Genomic DNA, 20521 nt, shown 5'->3' on the forward strand with positions numbered 1-20521 from the left:
GCGGCTGTTGCCGATGACTTGAGTGGAAAGACTGACTGGCCCATGGGCATGATGAAGGACGACGCAGCACTTCTGGCGCTGTTTGAGGAACTGGCGCTGGCGGCGGGCGCTGCAATCATGCAGCACTATGAAGCGGGCTTCGAGGTGGAGCAAAAGGCCGACGACACGCCTGTGACCGCGGCCGACCGCGCGGCGGAGAAGGTGATCCTCGACGGTTTTCGCAATGTGGGGCTTGGAACGCCCTGCGTCTCCGAAGAGGCCGCGTCCGGCGGCGTCATTCCGGCCTGCGGCGACGGCAACTTCCTTCTGGTCGATCCGCTCGACGGCACGCGCGAATTCATCGCGCGGCGTCCCGATTTCACCGTCAATATCGGCCTGATCCGCAATGGCGAGCCGGTGGCAGGCGTTGTCTATGCGCCGGCACGCGATCTACTTTATTCAGCGCGGCCGGGCTCTGCATTTGAAATTCCGGTGGTGGCCGGAAAGCCGCAGGATCGGCGGACGATCAGCGCGCGGCCGCGCCGGACACCGCCCGCCATTCTTGCCAGTCGCTCGCACTGCACCGACGAGACGCGCACCTTCATCGCCCGTTATCCCGATGCCGAGACGGTTTCCATCGGTTCGTCGCTAAAATTCTGCATGATCGCGCGGGGCGATGCGGACCTCTATCCGCGTTTCGGCCGCACCATGCAGTGGGACACGGCGGCAGGCGATGCGATCCTGCGTGCGGCAGGCGGCATGGCGCGCACGCTCGATGGCGCGCCGCTCACCTATGGACCGAAGGGCGGGGAGGGGCTGGAAGCCTTTGTGAGCCCCTCTTTCGTGGCTGAGGGCGCGGGTTGATCAACCCACTGGAAGCTCATTTTTCCATGGCGGATTGGCCCCCGCGCGCGACACGGTGACGGCGGCGGCGCGGGAGGCGAAGGCGATTGCCTTGGAAATCTGCGCCTCGTCGAGCGCCGCGATCTTTTGCTTCGTCAGAAGCCCTGCCGTCTCAAGGGCCGCCAGAAGCGCACCGTTGAATGTGTCTCCGGCCCCGACCGTGTCCACCACCTCGACGGGTGTTGCCGGAACGAACTGCTTTTGCGATTTCGTGTAGGCTGTTGCACCTTTTCCGCCATCGGTGAGGATGACGAGGCTGGGGCCGCGTTCCAGCCAGCGGGTGAGAATTTCGTCAGTGCTGCCTATCTCTCCGAACCATTCAAGATCGTCGGCTGAAATCTTCACAATGTCGGCGTTCGCCACCATGCGCTCGATGCGCGCGCGGTGGGTGGCCGCATCGGTGATGAAGGCGGGGCGAATGTTTGGATCGAGCATGATGACGCGGTTTTTGGCCTCGCGCGCCATCAGCGCCTCATAGGTCGAGCCGCAGGGGTCCGAAACGAGGCTGATGCCACCGAAGAGCATGGCCGAGACATTGTCTGAGACAGCCGGCAGATCGGATGGCTCGACCATGCGCCCGGCTGTACCTTCGTCGTAGAAATTGTACTCGGCCTGGCCGTCGGCGAGGGTCACGAAGGCGAGCGTGGTGGGACGGCTCGAAAATTGTGCAAGGGAGAGATCCACATGGCTTTCCTCGAGCTTCTCCCGCAGCATCCGTCCGAAAAGATCGTCCGATAGGCCGGTGAAGAAACCGCACGGAATGCCAAGGCGCGCAATGGTGATGGCGCTGTTGAAGACTGCGCCGCCCGTATAGGGCGCAAATGCAGCCTCGCCCTGGCCTGTCTGGCGCGGCAGCATGTCGATCAGCGCCTCGCCGCAACAAAGGATCATGAAAAGCCTCCCGTTCGTTTTGCCCATCGGGAGTAGCGGGCTGCGGGCAGCTTGGCAATGCAGGATGCGCGGGGCCTGATCAATGGAAGTTGCGGCCCTTGGGTAGAACGCGCACATCGCGCGGATGACGCCAGAGATTTTGCGCGGTGGCGGCCTTTTCATCCCGCGTCTCGCCACCCTGATCGGACATGGCGGCCATCAGGTCCGGCGTCGTGTCGATGAGACGCCGTGCAACCACATGGATGACATCGCTTTCCTTCTGCAGAATGCCCTCGACCGTCACCATGCGCGCACCGAAGACGATGCGGCGGAACCGCTGGAAGACGCGCGGCCAGACGATGACGTTGGCGATGCCGGTCTCGTCTTCCAGCGTCATGAAGATGACGCCGCTGGCGGTGCCCGGGCGCTGGCGCACCAGCACAAGGCCCGACACGCGCACGAAGCGGTCCGCCGGTGTCTCGGCAAGGGCGCGGGTTTTCAGGACGCGGCGCCTGTCCAGCAGACGGCGCACGAAGGAAACGGGATGCGCCTTGAGCGAAAGGCCAAGCGTGCCGTAATCCTCAACCACCTGCTCGCCGGCAAGAAGGTCCGGCAGCGCGACGCTTTCCTCAGCCTGAAGCGGGGTTTCGCTCGCGCTTCCGCTGCTGGCGAAGAGCGGCAGTTCCTCCGCCGCCGCGCGCACGCCCTGATGGCCGCTCAGGCCGCGCACTTCCCAAAGGGCTGCGCGCCGGTCGAGCCCGAGCGAACGGAAGGCGTCTGCCTCGGCCAGCCGGCGCAGCGAAAACATATCGATGCCGGAACGGAAATAGAGATCGCGCACGGAGGCAAAGCCCGCGCCGCGCGTGGCCATGATTTTCAGCGCCGCCGCCTCGCGGATGCCATCCACCTGGCGCAGCCCAAGCCGCAGCGCATGGCGGATCGCACCCGGCCTGGAGGCCGGTTCCAGCATGTGGTCCCAGTCGCTGCGGTTGATGTCGACGGGGCGCGTCTCGCCGCCATGATCGCGGAAATCGCGCACGATGGACGAGGCGGAGTAAAACCCCATGGGCTGCGAATTCAAAAGCGCGCAGGCAAAGACATCCGGATAGTGGCATTTGAGCCAGGAGGAGGCATAGGCAAGCAGCGCGAAACTGGCCGAATGGCTCTCGGGAAAGCCATAATCGCTAAAACCCTTCATCTGGTTGAAACAGCGCTCGGCAAAATCGGGTTCGTAGTTATTGGCGAGCATGCCGTTGATGAAATCCTCGCGGAATTGATCGATCGTGCCGGTGCGGCGGAAGGAAGCCATGGCGCGGCGCAGCCGGTCGGCCTTTTCCGGCGAAAAGCCGGCGGCAACGATGGCGATCTTCATCGCCTGTTCCTGAAAGAGCGGCACGCCAAGCGTCTTCTGAAGCACTGCACGCAATGCCTCGGAGGGATAATCCACATCCTCTTCCTCATTGCGGCGGCGCAGATAGGGATGCACCATGTCGCCCTGAATGGGGCCGGGACGGACAATGGCGATCTCGATGACGAGATCGTAAAAGTTCTTCGGCCGCAGGCGCGGCAGCATGGACATCTGCGCCCGGCTTTCGATCTGGAAAACGCCGATCGTGTCGGCCCGCTGGATCATCGTATAGGTGGGGCCATCGTCGCGGGGCACGGTGGCGAGCGTGCGCTCTTGGCCATAGTGGTCGCGCAAAAGATCGAAACTCTTGCGCAGGCAGGTGAGCATGCCGAGCGAGAGCACATCCACCTTCAGGATATTGAGCGCGTCGAGATCGTCCTTGTCCCATTCCACCACGGTGCGGTCCTTCATGGCGGCGTTGGCGATGGGCACGATCTCGCTGAGCGGCGAGTGGGTGAGCACGAACCCGCCCACATGCTGCGAGAGGTGGCGGGGAAAACCAATCAACTGGCTGACGAGCACCAGGGTCTGGCGCAGCCGCGGATCGGTGGGGTCGAGCCCGGCTTCGCGCACCTGCTCGCGGGCCGGCGTTTTTTCTGAATGACCCCAGACGAGGCCGGTCATGGCGGCCACCACATCGGGCGAGAGGCCCATGGCCTTGCCGGCCTCGCGCACGGCGCTGCGCGTGCGATAGGAAATGACGGTGGCGGCAAGCCCGGCGCGGTGGCGGCCGTATTTGTCGTAGACATACTGCATCACCTCTTCGCGCCGCTCATGCTCGAAATCGACATCGATGTCCGGCGGCTCGCCGCGCTCGGCGGAGATGAAACGCTCGAACAGAAGATCGATCTCGGTGGGATTGACCGAGGTGACGTCAAGGCAATAGCAGACGACCGAATTGGCCGCCGAGCCGCGCCCCTGGCACAGGATGGGCGGCTCCTGCGCGCGGGCGAACCGCACAATGTCGTGCACGGTGAGGAAATAGGCGGCATAGCCAAGCTGGCCGATGAGCTTCAGCTCATGGGAAATCATGCCCGCGACCTTCGGTGGAACCATGCCGTTGAAACGGTCTTTTGCGCCAAGCCAGGTGAGGCGCTCAAGCTCTTCCTGCGGGGTGGCGCTCTCGCCGCTCGATTCCCTCGGATAGTCGAAGCGCAGCTCATCGAGCGAGAAGCGGCATTCGTCCATGAGCGCCACGGAACGGGCGATGGCGTCTTCGTGCCCGCGCAGCAGACGGGCCATCTCCGCTGGCGCTTTCAGGTGCCGCTCGGCATTGCGCTCCAGCCGGAAACCGGCTTCGTCGATGGTGCAGTGCGCGCGGATGCAGGTGAGGAGATCCTGCAAGGGGCGGCGGGCCGGTGTGTGGTAGAGCACGTCATTGGTGGCGATGAGCGGCGTGCCGCAGGCGGCGGCGAGCGCGGCAAGGCGGTGCTGGCGCGCGCCGTCATTGGCCCGGCGATGGGGCGTGAGCGCCAGAAACACATTGCCGGGAAAAAGAGCGGCGAGGCGGCGCAGGTTTTCCTCGAAACCGGTGCCGAAATCATAAGCCGGCATGGCGATGAAGCGCTGGCCTGCGCCAAGTTTTTCGAGGTTCTCCAGATGAAGGTGGCATTCGCCTTTCGGCGCGTAGCGGTTGCCATCGGTCAAAAGCTGCGTCAGCCGGCCATAGGCATGCTTGTCGGTCGGGAAGCAAAGCGTCTCGAAACCGTCCCGCATGGCCAGCCGCGTGCCGACGACGAGGCGTATTTTCTGCGCCTTGGCTTCCACATGCGCGCGCACGACGCCAGCCATCGTGTTGCGGTCGGCGATGCCGATGGCCGCATGGCCAAGCCGGGCGGCTTCTTCAACCAGCTCGCGCGGATGCGACCCACCGCGCAAAAAGCTGTAATTGCTGGTGACGCCGAGCTCGGCAAAGGGCGGGACCGGCGGCGCCGGGCGCTGTTTTGCAGGCATGTCGGCCTTTGAGCCGCTGTCGAGAGGGATGGGGTTTGGCGATTGTGCGCTCATGCGAAAACCCCATGGATGAACCAGCGCGGCGTTTCCTCATCGCGTTCATAGAGCCCGTCGCGAAAAAGCCAGAAGCGGCGGCCGGCCTCGTCCTCAATGCGGAAATAATCGCGCGTCTTGCGGCTGGCCCCAAGCGGCGCGCGCCACCATTCGGGCGCGATGCGTTCCGGTCCTTCGGCGCGGGTGACCCGGTGGGCCACGCGCCGCCATTCGAACCGGGTGGGCGGGCCATCGGGCACGCCGGCAAGGGTGGTGACCGGTTCCGGCACGGCAAAGAGGAAGAGGGGGCGGGCAAAGCCCGCGCCATCCTGAATGCAGCGGGCATGCGCCTGCCAATCGTGGCCTTGCGCCGGTTTGAGCACGGAGACGGCGCGCGCGGCGCGCTCCGGCAGAAAGCTCGCATGGGGCTCGGCGCGGGTGACGTTGCGCGCGCCGAACCGGTTGACCAGCCGATCGAGAAGGGGGGCGATGTCGCCATCGCGCGTGGTCAGGGCGTCGTCGCCCAGATCCTCCTGCCGCACGGCAAGCGTTTCCACGGAAAAGGCGGTGAGACTGGCGGCCTCGAAGCCGAAACCCGCGCGATCCTCGATGCGGTCGAGCCGCTCGCCGAGAAGACGGGCAAGATGCGCCGCATCGCGCGTGGCGATGCTGGTGGCGAGCGGCAGGGCCTCGAACCAGCCATCGATACGGAACAGGCGAAGCTCCACCCGCCGCGCGCCCTTGCCGGACTTTTCAAGCATCGCGCACAGGTCGCGCGAAAGACGGTCGATGGCGATCCCGATTGCCTCCTGTGTGACAATGGGTTCGGCGAAACGGCATTGCGCGGCATGAAGATGCGGCGGGTTGAGCGGGCGAAAGCTTTCGTCCTCATGGCCAAGCGCTTCATCCAGCCGGCGCAGCGCCAGCGGGCCGAAGCGCGACGCCAGCGGCGCGCGCGGCTTGCCGATGAGATCGCCGACGCGTTTGAGGCCAAGCTTTTCAAGCGCCTTGACCGTGCTTTCCTCCAGCCGAAGGGCGCAGACGGGCAGCGGCGCCATGTGTTCGACAAGGGCGGGGCGGGCGACGGCAAGGCGGGCATCGGATGCGTGGCGGGCAAGCGCCCACGCGCCACCGATGGTGGGCGCGAGCGCCAGCCGCGCGGTGAGGCCGAAACGGTCGAGCTTTGCCGCCAGAATCTCCATGAGCGCGGTCTCACCGCCGAAAAGATGCGCGCAGCCGGCAATGTCGAGGCTCACCCCGTCGGGAAAGTCGGGCCGCGTGAGCGGCGAGAAACATTGGCACCAGAGCGCCAGCCGGATGAGCGCGCGCTCGTCGCCTGGAAGATCGGCATGGGCGACCCTGAGGGCGGGGTGGATGGCGCGCGCATCGGCCAGCGCCATGCCGGGCGAAAAGCCGAGCGCTTGGGCTGCCGAGTTGAGCGCGGTGATGCGCTGGCCATTGTCCGTGGTGGTGACGAGCACCAGCGGCTCGGCCTCATGAGGCTTCCGCCCATTCGGCGTTGCCGCGTCCCGCATCATGCGGCCATGCGGATGCTCCTGCGGTTGACCCTTTAGTCGCCCATGCCGGCGTTCTATCGGCCAGCGGGGTAGGAAGACGGAAAGAAAGCGTGTCATGATCCCACTCGACATCCCAGCCGCTTGAGAAATGGCGGGACATCCCTTGCCTTGATTTGATGAGAGCCAGCCGCCAGCGCGGTGCACCCGACCCGGCGGACGCTGCGGGCAGCGATGCGACGGACCAGCGGGTTTCGGCGGCTGTGCTCTCTTTTGAAGCCTGCCGCCCGCGCAGGATGAGCGCGGTGACGCCATGGCGCGCGGCGCGCAGGGCAAGGCGGCGGCTGGCGGCGAAGTCATAGGCGCGGGCGCTGTCCGGCAGGATGCCGGCGACGGCGGCAATTGGCGCATGGGAAAGCCCTTCCTCCAGCGCCCACAGAATGTCGACGGGCTTGCGCGCTTCGATCCGGATCAGGCGGTTCGGGTCGAGGCCGAGGGCGACGAGGCCCGGCGGGTAGAGCGCGCCTTCGCTGTTTGCCAGATGCGCGGGCACGGCAAAGAGGATGGGGCCGGGACGCTGGCGCAGAAGACGCGCCAGAAAACAGATGCCGAAGCCGGTTCCGGCGGCGAAATCGCCATGGCTTTCCGGAAGGATTTCGTGCAGCGCGCCGGTCTTGAGGCCATGGGCGGGCAAGGCGGCGTCAAGCGCCTCCGCGCCCAGCCCAAGCGCCGGGCGGGTGTTGGGCGTGAGCCTTTCCTGAGGGGCGATGCGGCGGCGTAAAGCCTCTATTTCGAACGCACGGTTCATGACGCAACTCCGGAACGCGCTAACAGGACGCGGCGGATGCCGGCGCCCCTTGCGCCGGCGGCGGCACGCTTGCAGCGCCCTGATTCAAAATCGCAATGTTTTCCTTCAAGGGACTGATTTGACTCATCTTCGCGCCTGCGCCCGGCAGGGCCTCTGCGGGCGGCGCATCGCGCAGCCACTCTTCCAGAAGGCGCGTGCGCCGATGCGCGGCCTTGCCGGCGCATACATTTGCGAAAGGGCAAGACGCATTGCGGTTGCGGGCGCAAAACGCCCGACCGAGATCCTGCATCAGGATGTGGTGTTCTTCGGTGTCGGAAGCCTCCCAGCGATCGGGAAGCTGGCGATTGAGAAGGCGGACCGAGCGTTCCGGCGAGGCCTGTTCGGGCACAAGGCCAAGACAGCGCGCCGCGCGCCAATGCGCCGTGTCGACGACAAGAACGCGCTTGCGCAATGTGCTCATGTTGAGCGTGGCAGTGCTGGTCTTGGGGCCGACACCATAAATGCGCTCCAGCCAGGACAAGGCGTCATCGACAGACCAGCCATGCAGGAAGCCGAGATCGAGCCCGCCGCTCAGACTGGCGATCTCCTGCAGGGCGCGGGGCAGGGCAACAGCCTTGCGCTCCGGATGGGTAATGCCTTCGAGTAGCGGGTCTACTTCGTGGAAAGAAGCCTCGGCCAGCCGTGTCCAGGAGCCCCTGAATTTTGCCACTTCGAAATGTTCGACAAGCCTGGCAAAGACATTCAACGCCGCCTCGCTGCGCGTTCTGGCGCTAAGCATCGCCAGAACCATCTGGCTGACCGGGTCTAGACGCACGAACTCCGCTGGCGGTCCGAAGACAGCCAGCAAGCGCCGGTGGAGGCTTGCCATCCGGTCGAATGGCATAAGGGGCAGGGTGTATTGCATTCCTGCATAATAAGAACAAAAGAGGAACAAATCAATCGTTCCGTGATCCCGGACGGGACCATGTGCAGAAATGAAAAGCCGCCAGACGATCGGCCCCACGGCAGGCACGATCAGTCTGACGGCTTACTCCAGCGCTCTTGTGGCGTTTTCCTGGAGAGTCCCCTCCGGACTCGCAGGAAGAGAAGCATCAAACGTGCCAAATATGTTTGTTCCGGCTTTTTCACGCCTTTTCATGGGGTTGCCCGCACCATCGCCGGTTTCGCGCAAAACGTTTGACGGTCATCGTGACATGAGGGCAGGCATCCTGCCCACAATGCAGGCAGGTCATCGCTTCTATGACGGGGAAGAATTTTCGGCTTCAGACAGCCACTTCAAGCCGATTGCCGCCTGTGGACTTGGCACGGTTGAGCGCCGTGTCAGCCTGCCCCAGCGCGATCCAGAAACTTTCCTTGCGTGGCAGCGGTGTGTGTAGCCCGACGCTGACGGTCAGCGGAATCTCGATCCCGTCGAGATGAAACGGCGTGTCGGCGACCGCGCTCTGGATACGCTCGGCAAGCCCGAAGGCGCGTTCAGCGTCATAGGCCGGCAGCACCAGGGCAATGGCCTGGCCGCCAAAGCTTGCCACCATGTCAGTCTGGCGGACGGCGGACTGAACGACCGAAGCAACATGGCGTAATGTCTGCTCGCCGGCGGCATGCCCATGCGCTTCAACCACCTGATCGAACTCATCGATGTCGATCAGGGCCATGGAGTAGGGCTGTCCTGCCCAGTTCATGGCGGCCGCGAGTTCCGGCCCCAGCTTGTCAAACACCCGTCTGTTCAAAAGCCCGGTTGCTGTGTCGGTGGTTCCCAATGGTGCCTCCTTCAGGCGTGGGGTGCCGAAATGCGAGCGCTGCAATTCGAGAATGCGACCGATGACCACGGCGGCAACTACATTGGCGACAATAGCAATAGATGCGACTTCGCCCAAGGTTTCCATGGCGATTTCCCGCGGCAGCAGGAAAACCGAGATCAGCGACACTGATGCCAGAAGCCCGACCCCGGCCAGTGCCGGTATCGAAACACGCCGGCCCTTTACCATCTGGGCGAAAGCGAGGCCGATGGCACTGCAGATCAGAACGGCAAGAACGCTGCTCGCCACCGCGGCTCCACCGAGCCAGAGGCGACCGAGGACCGCGACCGCGGTCGTGACGGTCAACGTGATCCAGCCGCCATATGTCATGGCGAGGACGACGAAGACATTGCCAATATCGAAGGAAAAGCCGGAAGACGACGGTGCCGCGAGAAGGTCGGGGCCGATCGTGCCGATCGAAAACATTACAGAAACGAGCAGGTTGCGCTGCAGCGACGTCATGGTCAGTCGGGCGGCGCGCTCACAAAGGAGTACCGCGATAACGGCAATTCCCAGGCCCTGCAGGAACTCGGATGCCAGAGAAACCATCTCCATGGGGTCAATCTCCGCGGAAGCCTGTCCGACTGTCTCATCGTTGCCGGATATGACGGGCCAGTCCAGTCTCCTGAATTCGCTCACCTCGGGCGGAAACCCAATAGCAGCTTCTTCAGAAACAGCCTCAGAAACCAGCATGCTTCGCATTAGGTCCTGCCGCTGAAGCGTAGACCGCCGTTACTTTAGCTGATTGACAGTATGAATGATAAGGCAGGCAAATTACAAGAAATTCCAGCGAAAAGCTCCAGTTTTCACTTGTCAGTGTCATTTGGTCGGATGTGTGCTTCCGTAGGGTAACGTCATCTTTACGAGATCGGATTATTCATATGCCGGCAAAGTGGGGCGCGGAATGAGCTGGTTTCAGGCAGCATTTGACAGATTTTATGGACTGCGGATCTGGCAGCAGGCCTGCTTCGTCACGCTTTTTGCCGTTCTGGGCGCTGATGCGCTGACCCTCGTCTTCTACGCCATCTTCTTTTCAGACCGGCTTTTGCTGGATCTGGTCCTGACCGCGTTCATAACGGTCGTGATCGCCTATCCTATTTCCTTCGTCTTTCTGCGCAAGACGGCGACGGTTGCCAGACTGGCCGCAGAACTGGATATGGCCGCCGCTACGGATTTCCTGACGGGGCTGCGCAATCGGCGGGATTTCATGCGGATCGCCGGTGAAACCATCGACGCCACCGACGCATCGGCGGGCGTGGTCCTGTTTATCGATGTGGATCACTTCAAACGCATCAACGACCGTTTCGGTCATGCAGAAGGCGACAGGGTTCTTGTTCTCATTGCAGAAGCGATCAGGCAGAGCGTCCGCACAGACGACATCTGCGCCCGCATCGGCGGCGAAGAATTCGCGGTCTTCATGCCCGGTGCGGATCTGCCGCTGGCCCGCATGGTTTCCGAACGCATTGCAATCACATGCCGCCTTGTCGGTTGCGGCGCCAGCGTCGAAGACATATCCACGACCGTCAGCATCGGCATCGCGGTACATCGGCCCCTGCAGTCCCTCGATGCGGTCGTCAAGGAAGCTGATTCGCTGCTCTACAAGGCAAAGCAGGGCGGTCGCGACCGCGTGGTGCACCACCCGCCACAGGAGATTGTCGCGTAGGTTCAGCCCTGGGCACTGCCTGCCGGACTACTCGACCTCGATGTGAAACACAGACCAGACCCAGCTTCGCTCTTCTTCTTCGGGCGCCTTGCGGCCTCCAGTGTCGTACACCAGCCACAACGGGCCAAACCCGCCGATGCCGAGTGGCTTCCCGTCGACCTTCATGGCCAGAATCCAGTCGTGAGAGGCCATTTTATCCGCGCCCATCTCAAAACCGAAGCCATCAAGGGCGTATAGCGTGGCCGTCTTCCCCGATGCCTCGGCAGTGGCCAGCACATCCCTGAGAAGCGGGCCTTCCATGGCGAGCGTGCGGGGCCAGTCCTCCGTATCGGCGTTCACCTTGATCGTTTGCTGCGGCAGGGCGGCAAGAGCATCCCAGTCGAACGTGTAGGCCTTGTCGAAAGTCTTGTCGTGAAACTTGAGAAAGCCGTCGAAGAATGGATCGAATGCCTCCCGGTTGGTCTTCCCGATCGCGCCGCTGACTGTCAGCACAGTGCTTTCGGCAAGGCAGGGCGAGGCCGCCGGGAAAAGCAGGGCGATGGCAACGGATGTCGATCTCAGCAGGCCGCGCATGTGTCTCTCCCAATGGCGTCGGGGCGGGATGTCCTGGTTCCAGAGTGTTTCCGCTTTCCTGGAATTGTCCTGGATGTGTAAGCGCGGGCGCTTAACGTTGCGTTAAGAAATTGAGCGAGGGCGACCCGAGGCCGCGCCAGGCCGCAGGAGAGTTAGAGTCCACTACTGTCTCGTGGAGGCCATTTGCCCGCGTCGATGGCGGCGTGAAGCGCGCGCGCCTTGGCAAGCCATTCCTCTCGCACGGATGGAGGCTGTAGCTTCCAGCTTCCGCGTTCCAGTGCCGCAAACATGGTGCGCGCAGTGATCTCATACTGGTCCATGGCGAAAGAATTAGCGCCGCGCGGCCCGCCGGCAATGGCGCCAACGAGGAATGCTGACAAGCACCTTCAGCATCCCGTGTTAAACGGGCCGGGTAATATCGATGAACTGGGAAAACTGGTCGGAGTGGCAGGATTCGAACCTGCGACCCCCTCGTCCCGAACGAGGTGCGCTACCAGGCTGCGCTACACTCCGATGACCAGACGGCGGGCTTATAGCTGCCGTCTTTCGACTGCGCAAGATCAAACCGTCATCAATATGGGCTTTCCACGTCTCCCATTTCCACATAGACCGATTTGACCTGTGAATAATGGGCGAGTGCCGCCATGGCATTTTCGCGCCCGAAGCCGGACTGCTTCACACCACCGAAGGGCAGTTCTACCGGGGTGAGATTATAGGTGTTGATCCAGCAGGTTCCGGCTTTCAGCGCACCGATCACGCGGTGGGCGCGGGCCAGATTCTGCGTGAAGACACCGGCTGCAAGGCCAAAAGGTGTGTCATTGGCGCGCTCGACCACCTCATCCTCGTCGTCGAAGGTCAGAACGCTCATGACCGGACCGAAAATCTCCTCGCGGGCAATGCGCATCCGGTCTGTGACGTCGGTAAAGATGGTCGGTTCGACATAAAAACCGTCTTCAAGGCCCTGAAGCCGTGGCGTGCCACCGCCATGGTGCAGGGTTGCGCCGTCCTCGCGGCCGATCTCGATATAGCGCAGCACCTTGTCATACTGCGCCTTGCTGATGAGCGGGCCGAGATGAGTCTCGGGGTCGAGCGGATCGCCCAGGCGAATGGCGCTGGTGCGCTCGGTGAGGCGCGACAGGAAGCGCTCGTAGATGCTGCTCTGAACGAAAACGCGCGTGCCGTTGGAGCAGATCTGGCCCGTCGAATAGAAATTGCCGAGCATGGCGCCGCCAATGGCGTTTTCCAGATCGGCATCGTCGAACACGATCAGGGGTGATTTGCCGCCGAGCTCCATCGTGGCCGGCTTCATCTCGCCGCCGGCGAGCGCCTGCACCTTTTTGCCGGTCTCGACGGAACCGGTGAGCGAGACCTTGGCGACCTCCGGATGGGCGACAAGAGAGGCGCCGACATCGCCCAGACCCTGCACCACATTGAAGAGACCGTCGGGCAGGCCGGCCTCGGTGAAGATTTCGGCGAGCCGGAGTGCGGAAAGCGGGGTCACCTCGGACGGTTTGAATACCATGGCGTTGCCCATGGCGAGGGCGGGACCGGATTTCCAGCCGGCGATCTGGATCGGATAGTTCCACGCGCCGATGCCGACACAGACGCCGAGTGGCTCACGGCGCGTATAGCCGAAGGAACCGCCAAGCTCGACCTGCTCGCCATTGAAGGCTGCGACAGCGCCGCCGAAGAATTCGAGCGCCTCTGCAGCGGAGGGGGCGTCGGCGACAAGCGTTTCCTGCAGCGCCTTGCCGGTGTTCAGTGTTTCGAGCTTCGCCAGTTCCTCATTGTGCTCGAGCAGGAGGTCTGCCGCCCGGCGCAGGATACGGCCGCGCTCCACCGGCTTCAGCCTGGCCCATGTGGGCTGGGCGGCGCGGGCTGCCTCCACGGCCAGTTCGACAATGTTGGGCGTTGCCGAATGGACGCGGGCGATGATCTCGCCGGTGGCGGGATAGACGACCTCTATCACCTCACCCTGTTCGTCTTCGACATAGCGGCCATTGATGTAGTGCGATGCTTTTGGCTGCGCGCGCATGAATTCTCCAGTTTTCGGAACGGAACATCGTTTCATGGAAACGCGTTCCCGATCCATTCAATTTTTTCGCAAGAATGTTCTAGCGGTCGGCTTCCCGCCAGCGCGGGTTGATCCAGGGCTCCTGGTTGGAGGGGCTGAGTGGCGTGCGACCGAGAATATGGTCAGCCGCCTTCTCGCCGACCATGATGGACGGGCCGTTGAGATTGCCGTTGGTGATGCGTGGGAAAATCGACGAATCCGCGACGCGCAGACCTTCCACCCCGATCACCCGGCATTCGGCATCCACCACGCTCATGGCGTCGTCAGGCGCACCCATACGGCAGGTGCCACAGGGATGATAGGCGCTTTCGGCGTGTTCGCGGATGAAGGCGTTCAGTTCCTCGTCGCTTTGAATAGCCTCGCCCGGCGCGATCTCGCGGCCGCGATAGGGGGTGAAGGCATCCTGCGAGAATATCTCGCGGGTGAGGCGAATGCAGTGGCGGAAGTCGCGCCAGTCGTCCGGATGGGACATGTAGTTGAAGCGGATCTCCGGCTTCTCCCAGGCGTCGCCCGACCGAAGACGGATTGTGCCACGCGATTTCGAACGCATCGGCCCGACATGGGCCTGGAAGCCATGGCCCTTTGCTGCCGCCTTGCCGTCATAACGGATAGCGACGGGCAGAAAATGGAACTGGATGTCGGGATAATCGACCCCGGCGGCTGAGCGCACGAAAGCACCAGCCTCAAAATGGTTGGAGGTGCCGAGGCCTGATTTCAGGAACAGCCACTGCGCGCCTATCAACCCTTTGGAAAGGAGATTGAGCTTTGAGTAGAGCGTGATCGGCTGAAGTGATTCCTGCTGGATATAGAGTTCCAGATGGTCCTGCAGATTGGAGCCGACACCGGGGCGATCCGCCACCACATCGATGTCATTCTCGCGCAGGTGCTTCGCCGGGCCGATGCCCGAAAGCATCAGAAGTTTTGGCGAATTGATCGAGGAGGCTGCGACGATGACCTCACGTCGCGCTTTAACGAGCTGAATCTTTTTGTGAGCTTCGATCTCGACGCCGATGGCGCGTTGATTCTCCATGACAATACGCCGGGCGAAGCCATTGACGAGACTCACATTCTCTCGCTTGAGCGCGGGCTTCAAATAGGCATTGGCGGTGGACCAGCGCCGCCCTTTGTGGATGGTCTGCTGGAGCGCGCCAAAACCCTCCTGCTTGGAGCCGTTGTAATCTTCCGTGGTTTCGAAACCGGCTTGGCGGCCGGCCTCGATGAAAGCTGAAAAAAGCGGGTTGTCGCGCGGTCCCTTGCGGACATGGAGCGGGCCTTCCGTGCCGCGCCAGCCGGGCTCGCCATCGGCCATCGTTTCCATGCGCTTGAAATAGGGGAGGACGTCCGCAGAAGCCCAGCCGGTCGCACCCTCATCTGCCCAGTGGTCGAAGTCGCGCGCGTGGCCGCGCACAAAGACCATGCCGTTGATGGAAGAGGAGCCGCCGATCACCTTGCCGCGCGGTGTGGCGAGCACGCGGCCGCCCAGATGCGGTTCGGGCTCGCTCTCAAAGCCCCAGTCATAGCGCGCCATGTTCATGGGGAAGGAGAGGGCGGCAGGCATCTGGATGAAGGGGCCGAAATCGCTGCCACCATATTCAATGACGATGACGGAGTTTTTGCCGTCTTCGGAAAGGCGGTAGGCGAGCGCGGCACCGGCGGAGCCGGACCCGATGATGACAAAATCGGCCTCACGCATGGGGCAGGCTCCCGAATGACGGGTGCCGGGCAAGGGCCATGTCGAGGTAGTCTTCGACAAGGGCGATGGCTGCGGCGGAATCCTCGACGCCTTCGCCGAGCGCGCGGCGCAGATAAAGCCCGTCGATGAGGGCGGCGAGGCCCCGCGCGATGTGGACAGCGCGCGCGCGCGGAAGGTGGGTAAGCCCGCTCATCAGGTCGCTGTGAAGGCGGTGAACATAAATGCGGAAGAGGCGGCCGAGTGCCGCATCACGCCGCGCCTCCACGTAGAAGGCGAGCCACGCGGCGATGATTTCGGGGCGGAACTGATCGGGCGAGAGGTTCACCGCGATGATCGCGCGAACACGGTCTGCGCCCGCAAGCCCTGCCATGGCCGGGCGGACCTCATTGCCCAGCTGTGAAAGGATGTGGCGCATTGTTGCGAACAGAAGATCATCCTTGCCGCCGAAATAGTGGTGGGCAAGGGCTGTCGAGACGCCGGCCCGGCCGGCAATGTCCGACATGGTGACGTTGAGCGCACCGCGCTCGCCAATGGCGCTGATTGCCGCATCGATGAGCGCGCGTCGGCGTATGGGTTCCATTCCGATTTTTGGCATGGGTCACATTTATTATTGATTGACTAATCAATCAAGGAAATTTGTCGGGCTTCACGGGGAGAAGGTCACGCTCCAGGGAGGAGGACTTGGATGAAACGTCAGACAGAGAACAGGGGCTTTGCAGAAAATAGTTCATGCTTGAACAAAGTCGGCAGCGGATTTATGGTGCCGCTCACATGTTTGCTCTAATCTGCGGCATAGAATGCCGCCCTCCGGGAGAGACGAGATGACCGCATGCATTGTGGGCTGGGCCCATTCAAAATTCGGCAAGCTGACCGATGACACGCTTGAAGGGCTGATCGTTCAGGTGGCGCGCGAGGCGCTGGACCATGCCGGCATCGAAGCAGAGGATGTGGACGAGATCGTGCTCGGCCATTTCAACGCCGGTTTCTCGCCGCAGGATTTCACGGCAAGTCTCGTGCTGCAGGCCGATGACCGGCTGCGTTTCAAGCCGGCGACACGGGTGGAAAACGCCTGTGCGACCGGCTCTGCCGCAGTTCGGCAAGGAGCCCGTTCCATCGCCGCGCGCGACGCCCGCATCGTGCTTGTGGTGGGCGCGGAGCAGATGACGAAAACACCTGGGCCGCAAATTGCCGAGAACCTGCTGAAAGCGTCCTATTTGCCCGAAGATGGCGAGATTCCGGGCGGCTTTGCCGGCGTTTTCGGGAAAATCGCGGATGCTTATTTTCAGAAATATGGCGACCAGTCGGACGCGCTGGCGACACTCGCGGCCAAGAACCACAAAAACGGTGTCGAGAACCCGTTTGCGCAGATGCGGAAGGATCTGGGGTTTGACTTCTGCCGCCAGGAGAGTGAGCGCAATCCTTATGTCGCCGGACCGCTGAAGCGGACGGACTGTTCGCTCGTTTCGGATGGTGCGGCTGCGATCGTGTTGACGGACGCGCAAACCGCACTTTCGATGCGCCGCGCGGTGGCGCTCAGGGCAAACGAGCATGTGCAGGACTTTCTGCCCATGTCCAAGCGCGACATTCTTCGGTTCGAGGGCTGCGAAGAGGCCTGGAAGCGTGCTTTGAAAAGCGCGGGCGTGACGCTGGACGATCTCTCCTTCGTGGAAACCCATGACTGCTTCACCATTGCCGAACTGATCGAGTATGAGGCGATGGGGCTGGCAAAGCCGGGCGAGGGCGGAAAGATCGCGCTCGAAGGCCAGACCGAGAAGAACGGGCGGCTGCCGGTGAACCCCTCAGGCGGGCTGAAGGCCAAGGGCCATCCGATCGGCGCCACCGGCGTTTCCATGCATGCGCTGACGGCGATGCAACTGACCGGCGAGGCCGGCGGCATCCAGATCCCCGACGCGAAGCTGGGCGGCATCTTTAACATGGGTGGCGCGGCGGTCGCCAACTATGTGTCGATCCTCGAACGGATCAAGTAGCGGGCTGTCCCTTTTCGCCGGCCGTCGCTGAGGGCCACAGTTCGACGCGGCCAAAGCCCGGCACCTTGAGTGCCGGGCGGCGCAAATCGAGGCCTGCGACCAGCCCCAGAAAATGCAACTCGACACCGGAGCGCAGACCGGCTGCAATGCCTGCCAGCCCGCCGAGCGAGACATGCACATCGCTCCAGTCTGGCGTGTGATCAAACACGAAAAGGCCCGGACGATAATCGCGCCCGACAGCGGTCGGTGGCAGGGCGATGTCGAGATCCGGCACACTGCGCAGCACGTGTGCGGTGAAGGAGTTGGAGTTTGGTCCAGGCCAGATCCCGTAGTCGCCACGCTGCGAGAAGGGATAGCTGGCTATGGCCGCTTCCACTTGCGGCATGAGGCGTTCGGCTTCCTCTCCTGTGATCGCGGCCACGACATAGGGCGTGTTGGAATACCAGCGCCCATCTGCCGGATAGGCGTTGCGGCGCACGGGGTTTCCCCAGCCGACCTTGTCATAGCGGTCATAGGATGAAGCACGAGCGCGCTTGAGCACGAGCCAGCTATGGACGGACAGGGCGCCCTTCATGCCGCCGGTGCGCGCGGCCATGACATAGATCGCTGCCCTTGGGTCATCGGTTGCGTGTGGAAGAACGCCGCTCGCCGACCAGTCGGCGCTGCGCCACGAGCCCGGCCTGTCCTGCATGGTCCACCATGCCAGCGAGGCGAAGGCCGGCAGAATGAAGACAAGGGTGATAAACAGCAAAGTCCGCTTGAAAAAACGCATGAGGGCCAGTCTATTGCGGTCGGCTTGATTTGAAAGTGAAACCCGCAAATTACGGTGAAAACATGGGCAATCCGGTTCTGGTCGAAGTGCTGCGCGGTAACGTTGTCGAGAGCAGGCACCGTGGCGCCATAGCCGTGTTTGAGGCGGATGGCGGAAAGGTGATGAGCCTTGGCGACGTCGATCGGCCCGTGTTTCCACGTTCTGCTGTAAAAGCCATTCAGGCGCTGCCTTTCGTGGAAAGCGGGGCGGCGGATGCGTTCGGCTTCGGCAATCGGGAAATCGCGCTTGCCTGCGCATCGCATTCAGGCGAGCCGGAGCATGCGGCGCTGGCGATTGCCATGGTGGAACGGGCAGGGCTTGGCAGCGACGCGTTCGAATGCGGGGCGCATTGGTCATCAGAGCAGCATGTACTGATCGCGCAGGCGCGCGATCTCGTGGAGCCGACGGCGGCGCACAACAATTGTTCGGGAAAGCATGCTGGCTTCCTGTGCACCTGTGCGCATCTCGGCCATGATCCGCAGGGCTATGTGGCGCTTGGGCACCCGGCGCAGGACGCCGTGAAGGCTGCAATGGAGGCGGTGACGGGTGCAGCGCACGAGACCGATCTCTGCGGCACGGACGGCTGCTCCATTCCCACCTATGCCGTGCCGCTGAAAGCGCTGGCGCACGGGTTCGCACGCATGGCGACGGGGACCGGATTCGCGCCCGAACGCGCGAAAGCCGCAAAGCGCATATTTGCCGCCTGCATGGCGGAACCGTTTTATGTGGCAGGCAGCGGGCGCGCCGATACGCTAATGATGGAAGCGGGCAAGGGGCGCATCTTCACCAAGACAGGCGCGGAAGGTGTGTTTTGTGCTGCAATCCCTGAAAGGGGCATCGGCATCGCGCTCAAATGCGATGATGGCACGACACGGGCAGCAGAAGTGATGGTCGCCGAAGTGCTGGCGCAGCTTCTGGATGGTGATGCATTGGCCGAGACGCTGCGTGATATGGCCCGACCGGTTCTGACCAATCGGCGCGGGTTCGAGGTTGGATCGCTGCGGCCCTCGGAAGCGCTGGTCGTGCGCGCGGATTAATTTGAGCGATTGCCCGCAAGCGTCAGGTGCGGGATGGTCTCGCTGCCGGAGCGCAGCAGATCGCCGGTTGCGGCATCGGCCCACCGATGGCCGACGACCGCGCCATTGGGCGTATCCTCGAAGACGTTGCCGGAAATGACGGCTGCGCCCGACCCTTCGACCACGGAAACGATGATGCCGGTTTTCGCCTTGCGGATGACGTTGCCCGAAGCCGTGACGTTGCGCAGGAAGGGGCCCCAGCCCATGCGGATGCCGGCAAGCGGCGCGTTTTCGATGATGTTGCCGGTGACCGTGCTGTCGGCCTCGACATTGATGCCGATGCCGAAACCGGCCATGGGTGAGGGGTACGGACCATCTTCTGAAAGGTTGCGGATGATGTTGCCCGTGCAGGCGCAGAGCCGCCCGCCCTTGTCGAAATTGGCCATGGAGATGCCGTGGGCGGCGCCATCCACGAGATTGCCCGAGATGACCGCGCCCTGAAAGGCGAACTCCGCGTAAAGCGCGGTTTCGCCCGAGCGCAGGCAGGTGTTGCCGGATATCTGGAGATTGCCGGCGCTGTTGCCGCGTATGGCTGAGAAGGCGCAGTCCGCAATTTCGTTGTCCGATACACGGACATTGTCGGCGCGATAGGCGTTGATGCCGTTGCCATACTGGCCGGTGCCGCCCCTGTCGGCGCGGATGCGGCTGATGCGGTTTCCAGAAACACGGCTGCCGTCCGCGCCAGGAGCGCTGCGGTGGATGAGAATACCGCCATTGCCGCAATCGGAGACAGTGTTTTCGATGACATCAAGGCCACTCGAATCGAGTGCGTAGAGTGCGTAGTCCGCAATGTCGGTGATGGCGCAGTTGCGGATTTTGCCCTGTGTGCGGCTGAGCGAGAGGCCATTGCCGCCGCTGTTGGCGAAGGTGCAGGCTTCGATGGAAAGGTGCAGTGTACCGTCAATGTCGAGCAGGCCGCCGCCTGAACCGGAAGGCGGCATGAGTCTGCCATCGAATGCGAGGCCGGAGAGCGCGAGATGATTGCCCTCCCGCCCAGTCAGCAGCGACCCCAGATCATCCTGTTCCAGGTGGGTGGCGCCGGGAACACCGACAAGGCGAGTTTGGCGGGGCAGAACGAGACTTGAAAGACGATAACGACCCGGCGGCAGGAATATGGGAATGGATTCCGCGCTTGCCCGTTCAAGCAGGGCCTGGAGGGCTGCAGTCTGGTTCTGGGCTGCGTTGGGTGTGAGGCCGAATTCGGCTGCGTTTGCGGCACCTGTTGCAGCGCGTCGCAGTGCGGCGTCAGCAAAGGCTGTGCGCGGCATCGCAAGACCGAAGACGGCAAACCCTGCGGTGGCTTTCAACAGGCGACGGCGGTTCATATTGGTACAACTCCGACTTGGTCTGCTGTTGCCGGTTGTTATATGCAGGTTTCG

The 20521-nt window shown here is 62.9% G+C and carries 17 protein-coding genes and 1 tRNA gene; 4 read left to right on the forward strand and 14 right to left on the reverse strand.

What is annotated here, in order from left to right; all coding sequences use genetic code 11:
- The first annotated feature begins 42 nt into the window (after positions 1-42).
- Positions 43-843 (forward strand): 3'(2'),5'-bisphosphate nucleotidase CysQ, encoded by an 801-nt coding sequence (gene cysQ / locus BLW55_RS17945; RefSeq protein ID WP_007009290.1) that lies wholly within the window; start codon positions 43-45, stop codon positions 841-843.
- On the opposite strand, the gene BLW55_RS17950 is transcribed toward cysQ, so the two are convergent.
- From BLW55_RS17950 to BLW55_RS17975, 6 genes are all read right to left on the reverse strand, one after another.
- Entirely contained in the window at positions 844-1773 is a 930-nt protein-coding gene (locus tag BLW55_RS17950) for a carbohydrate kinase family protein (protein WP_090329689.1), read from the reverse strand. It lies immediately after the preceding gene.
- A 79-nt stretch (positions 1774-1852) separates the two neighbouring features.
- On the reverse strand, positions 1853-5113 hold the full coding sequence (locus BLW55_RS17955) for an error-prone DNA polymerase (RefSeq protein WP_090330058.1): 3261 nt from the start codon (positions 5111-5113) through the stop codon (positions 1853-1855).
- A 50-nt stretch (positions 5114-5163) separates the two neighbouring features.
- Complete coding sequence (locus tag BLW55_RS17960; RefSeq protein ID WP_244509127.1) at positions 5164-6684, reverse strand: Y-family DNA polymerase; 1521 nt, start codon at positions 6682-6684, stop codon at positions 5164-5166.
- Positions 6641-7468 carry an ImuA family protein gene (locus BLW55_RS17965; RefSeq protein ID WP_244509128.1) on the reverse strand — a complete coding sequence of 276 codons (828 nt, stop codon included), beginning with the start codon at positions 7466-7468 and terminating at the stop codon, positions 6641-6643. Before BLW55_RS17965 ends, BLW55_RS17960 begins: the two co-directional genes overlap by 44 nt.
- A gap of 19 nt (positions 7469-7487) precedes the next feature.
- Positions 7488-8282 carry an endonuclease III domain-containing protein gene (locus tag BLW55_RS17970; protein WP_244509129.1) on the reverse strand — a complete coding sequence of 265 codons (795 nt, stop codon included), beginning with the start codon at positions 8280-8282 and terminating at the stop codon, positions 7488-7490.
- Positions 8283-8730: 448 nt separating this feature from the next.
- Positions 8731-9819, reverse strand: a complete 1089-nt coding sequence (locus tag BLW55_RS17975) for a GGDEF domain-containing protein (RefSeq protein WP_244509130.1) — start codon at positions 9817-9819, stop codon at positions 8731-8733.
- A 349-nt stretch (positions 9820-10168) separates the two neighbouring features.
- Here BLW55_RS17975 and BLW55_RS17980 point away from each other — a divergent pair, with 349 nt between their 5' ends.
- On the forward strand, positions 10169-10927 hold the full coding sequence (locus BLW55_RS17980) for a GGDEF domain-containing protein (protein WP_007009282.1): 759 nt from the start codon (positions 10169-10171) through the stop codon (positions 10925-10927).
- A 27-nt stretch (positions 10928-10954) separates the two neighbouring features.
- Here BLW55_RS17980 and BLW55_RS17985 read toward each other — a convergent pair whose 3' ends face one another.
- From BLW55_RS17985 to betI, 6 genes are all read right to left on the reverse strand, one after another.
- Positions 10955-11500: a putative pterin-binding protein gene (locus tag BLW55_RS17985; RefSeq protein ID WP_090329692.1), complete on the reverse strand. Its 546-nt coding sequence runs from the start codon at positions 11498-11500 to the stop codon at positions 10955-10957.
- Positions 11501-11652: 152 nt separating this feature from the next.
- A complete protein-coding gene (locus tag BLW55_RS17990; protein ID WP_090329693.1) occupies positions 11653-11880 on the reverse strand; it encodes a hypothetical protein in 228 nt (75 codons plus the stop codon).
- Between the two features lie 56 nt (positions 11881-11936).
- Positions 11937-12013: transfer RNA gene (locus BLW55_RS17995), tRNA-Pro, on the reverse strand.
- Between the two features lie 58 nt (positions 12014-12071).
- Positions 12072-13535 (reverse strand): betaine-aldehyde dehydrogenase, encoded by a 1464-nt coding sequence (gene betB / locus BLW55_RS18000; RefSeq protein ID WP_090329694.1) that lies wholly within the window; start codon positions 13533-13535, stop codon positions 12072-12074.
- A 79-nt stretch (positions 13536-13614) separates the two neighbouring features.
- The gene (betA, locus tag BLW55_RS18005; protein WP_090329695.1) at positions 13615-15267 is read right to left on the reverse strand and encodes a choline dehydrogenase; all 1653 of its coding nucleotides are present in this window, start codon (positions 15265-15267) and stop codon (positions 13615-13617) included.
- Positions 15260-15862 carry a transcriptional regulator BetI gene (gene betI, locus BLW55_RS18010; RefSeq protein WP_025030616.1) on the reverse strand — a complete coding sequence of 201 codons (603 nt, stop codon included), beginning with the start codon at positions 15860-15862 and terminating at the stop codon, positions 15260-15262. The genes betA and betI overlap by 8 nt, the downstream gene beginning before the upstream one ends.
- A 226-nt stretch (positions 15863-16088) precedes the next feature.
- Between betI and BLW55_RS18015 the strand changes: the two genes are divergently transcribed.
- Positions 16089-17255: an acetyl-CoA acetyltransferase gene (locus tag BLW55_RS18015; RefSeq protein ID WP_090329696.1), complete on the forward strand. Its 1167-nt coding sequence runs from the start codon at positions 16089-16091 to the stop codon at positions 17253-17255.
- Here the strand turns inward: BLW55_RS18015 and BLW55_RS18020 are convergent.
- Positions 17248-18027 carry a DUF3750 domain-containing protein gene (locus BLW55_RS18020; RefSeq protein WP_007009278.1) on the reverse strand — a complete coding sequence of 260 codons (780 nt, stop codon included), beginning with the start codon at positions 18025-18027 and terminating at the stop codon, positions 17248-17250. The two genes, BLW55_RS18015 and BLW55_RS18020, sit on opposite strands and share 8 nt — an antisense overlap.
- A gap of 62 nt (positions 18028-18089) precedes the next feature.
- Between BLW55_RS18020 and BLW55_RS18025 the strand changes: the two genes are divergently transcribed.
- Complete coding sequence (locus tag BLW55_RS18025) at positions 18090-19103, forward strand: asparaginase (RefSeq protein WP_090329697.1); 1014 nt, start codon at positions 18090-18092, stop codon at positions 19101-19103.
- On the opposite strand, the gene BLW55_RS18030 is transcribed toward BLW55_RS18025, so the two are convergent.
- Positions 19100-20467 (reverse strand): TIGR03808 family TAT-translocated repetitive protein, encoded by a 1368-nt coding sequence (locus BLW55_RS18030; RefSeq protein ID WP_090329698.1) that lies wholly within the window; start codon positions 20465-20467, stop codon positions 19100-19102. The genes BLW55_RS18025 and BLW55_RS18030 overlap by 4 nt on opposite strands.
- Positions 20468-20521 lie beyond the last annotated feature (54 nt).

This window comes from Nitratireductor aquibiodomus (assembly GCF_900105565.1).
Lineage (GTDB): Bacteria > Pseudomonadota > Alphaproteobacteria > Rhizobiales > Rhizobiaceae > Nitratireductor > Nitratireductor aquibiodomus.

What these genes read in the sequence shown, in the direction of transcription:
- BLW55_RS17980 (WP_007009282.1), top strand. Translation starts at nt 10,169, where the DNA reads ATGAGCTGGTTTCAGGCAGCATTTGACAGATTTTATGGACTGCGGATC.
- BLW55_RS17950 (WP_090329689.1), bottom strand. Translation starts at nt 1,773, where the DNA reads ATGATCCTTTGTTGCGGCGAGGCGCTGATCGACATGCTGCCGCGCCAG.
- BLW55_RS18020 (WP_007009278.1), bottom strand. Translation starts at nt 18,027, where the DNA reads ATGCGTTTTTTCAAGCGGACTTTGCTGTTTATCACCCTTGTCTTCATT.
- BLW55_RS18025 (WP_090329697.1), top strand. Translation starts at nt 18,090, where the DNA reads ATGGGCAATCCGGTTCTGGTCGAAGTGCTGCGCGGTAACGTTGTCGAG.
- betA (WP_090329695.1), bottom strand. Translation starts at nt 15,267, where the DNA reads ATGCGTGAGGCCGATTTTGTCATCATCGGGTCCGGCTCCGCCGGTGCC.
- betI (WP_025030616.1), bottom strand. Translation starts at nt 15,862, where the DNA reads ATGCCAAAAATCGGAATGGAACCCATACGCCGACGCGCGCTCATCGAT.
- BLW55_RS17975 (WP_244509130.1), bottom strand. Translation starts at nt 9,819, where the DNA reads ATGGAGATGGTTTCTCTGGCATCCGAGTTCCTGCAGGGCCTGGGAATT.
- BLW55_RS18015 (WP_090329696.1), top strand. Translation starts at nt 16,089, where the DNA reads ATGACCGCATGCATTGTGGGCTGGGCCCATTCAAAATTCGGCAAGCTG.
- BLW55_RS17960 (WP_244509127.1), bottom strand. Translation starts at nt 6,684, where the DNA reads ATGATGCGGGACGCGGCAACGCCGAATGGGCGGAAGCCTCATGAGGCC.
- BLW55_RS17985 (WP_090329692.1), bottom strand. Translation starts at nt 11,500, where the DNA reads ATGCGCGGCCTGCTGAGATCGACATCCGTTGCCATCGCCCTGCTTTTC.
- BLW55_RS17965 (WP_244509128.1), bottom strand. Translation starts at nt 7,468, where the DNA reads ATGAACCGTGCGTTCGAAATAGAGGCTTTACGCCGCCGCATCGCCCCT.
- betB (WP_090329694.1), bottom strand. Translation starts at nt 13,535, where the DNA reads ATGCGCGCGCAGCCAAAAGCATCGCACTACATCAATGGCCGCTATGTC.
- cysQ (WP_007009290.1), top strand. Translation starts at nt 43, where the DNA reads ATGGGCATGATGAAGGACGACGCAGCACTTCTGGCGCTGTTTGAGGAA.
- BLW55_RS18030 (WP_090329698.1), bottom strand. Translation starts at nt 20,467, where the DNA reads ATGAACCGCCGTCGCCTGTTGAAAGCCACCGCAGGGTTTGCCGTCTTC.
- BLW55_RS17955 (WP_090330058.1), bottom strand. Translation starts at nt 5,113, where the DNA reads ATGCCTGCAAAACAGCGCCCGGCGCCGCCGGTCCCGCCCTTTGCCGAG.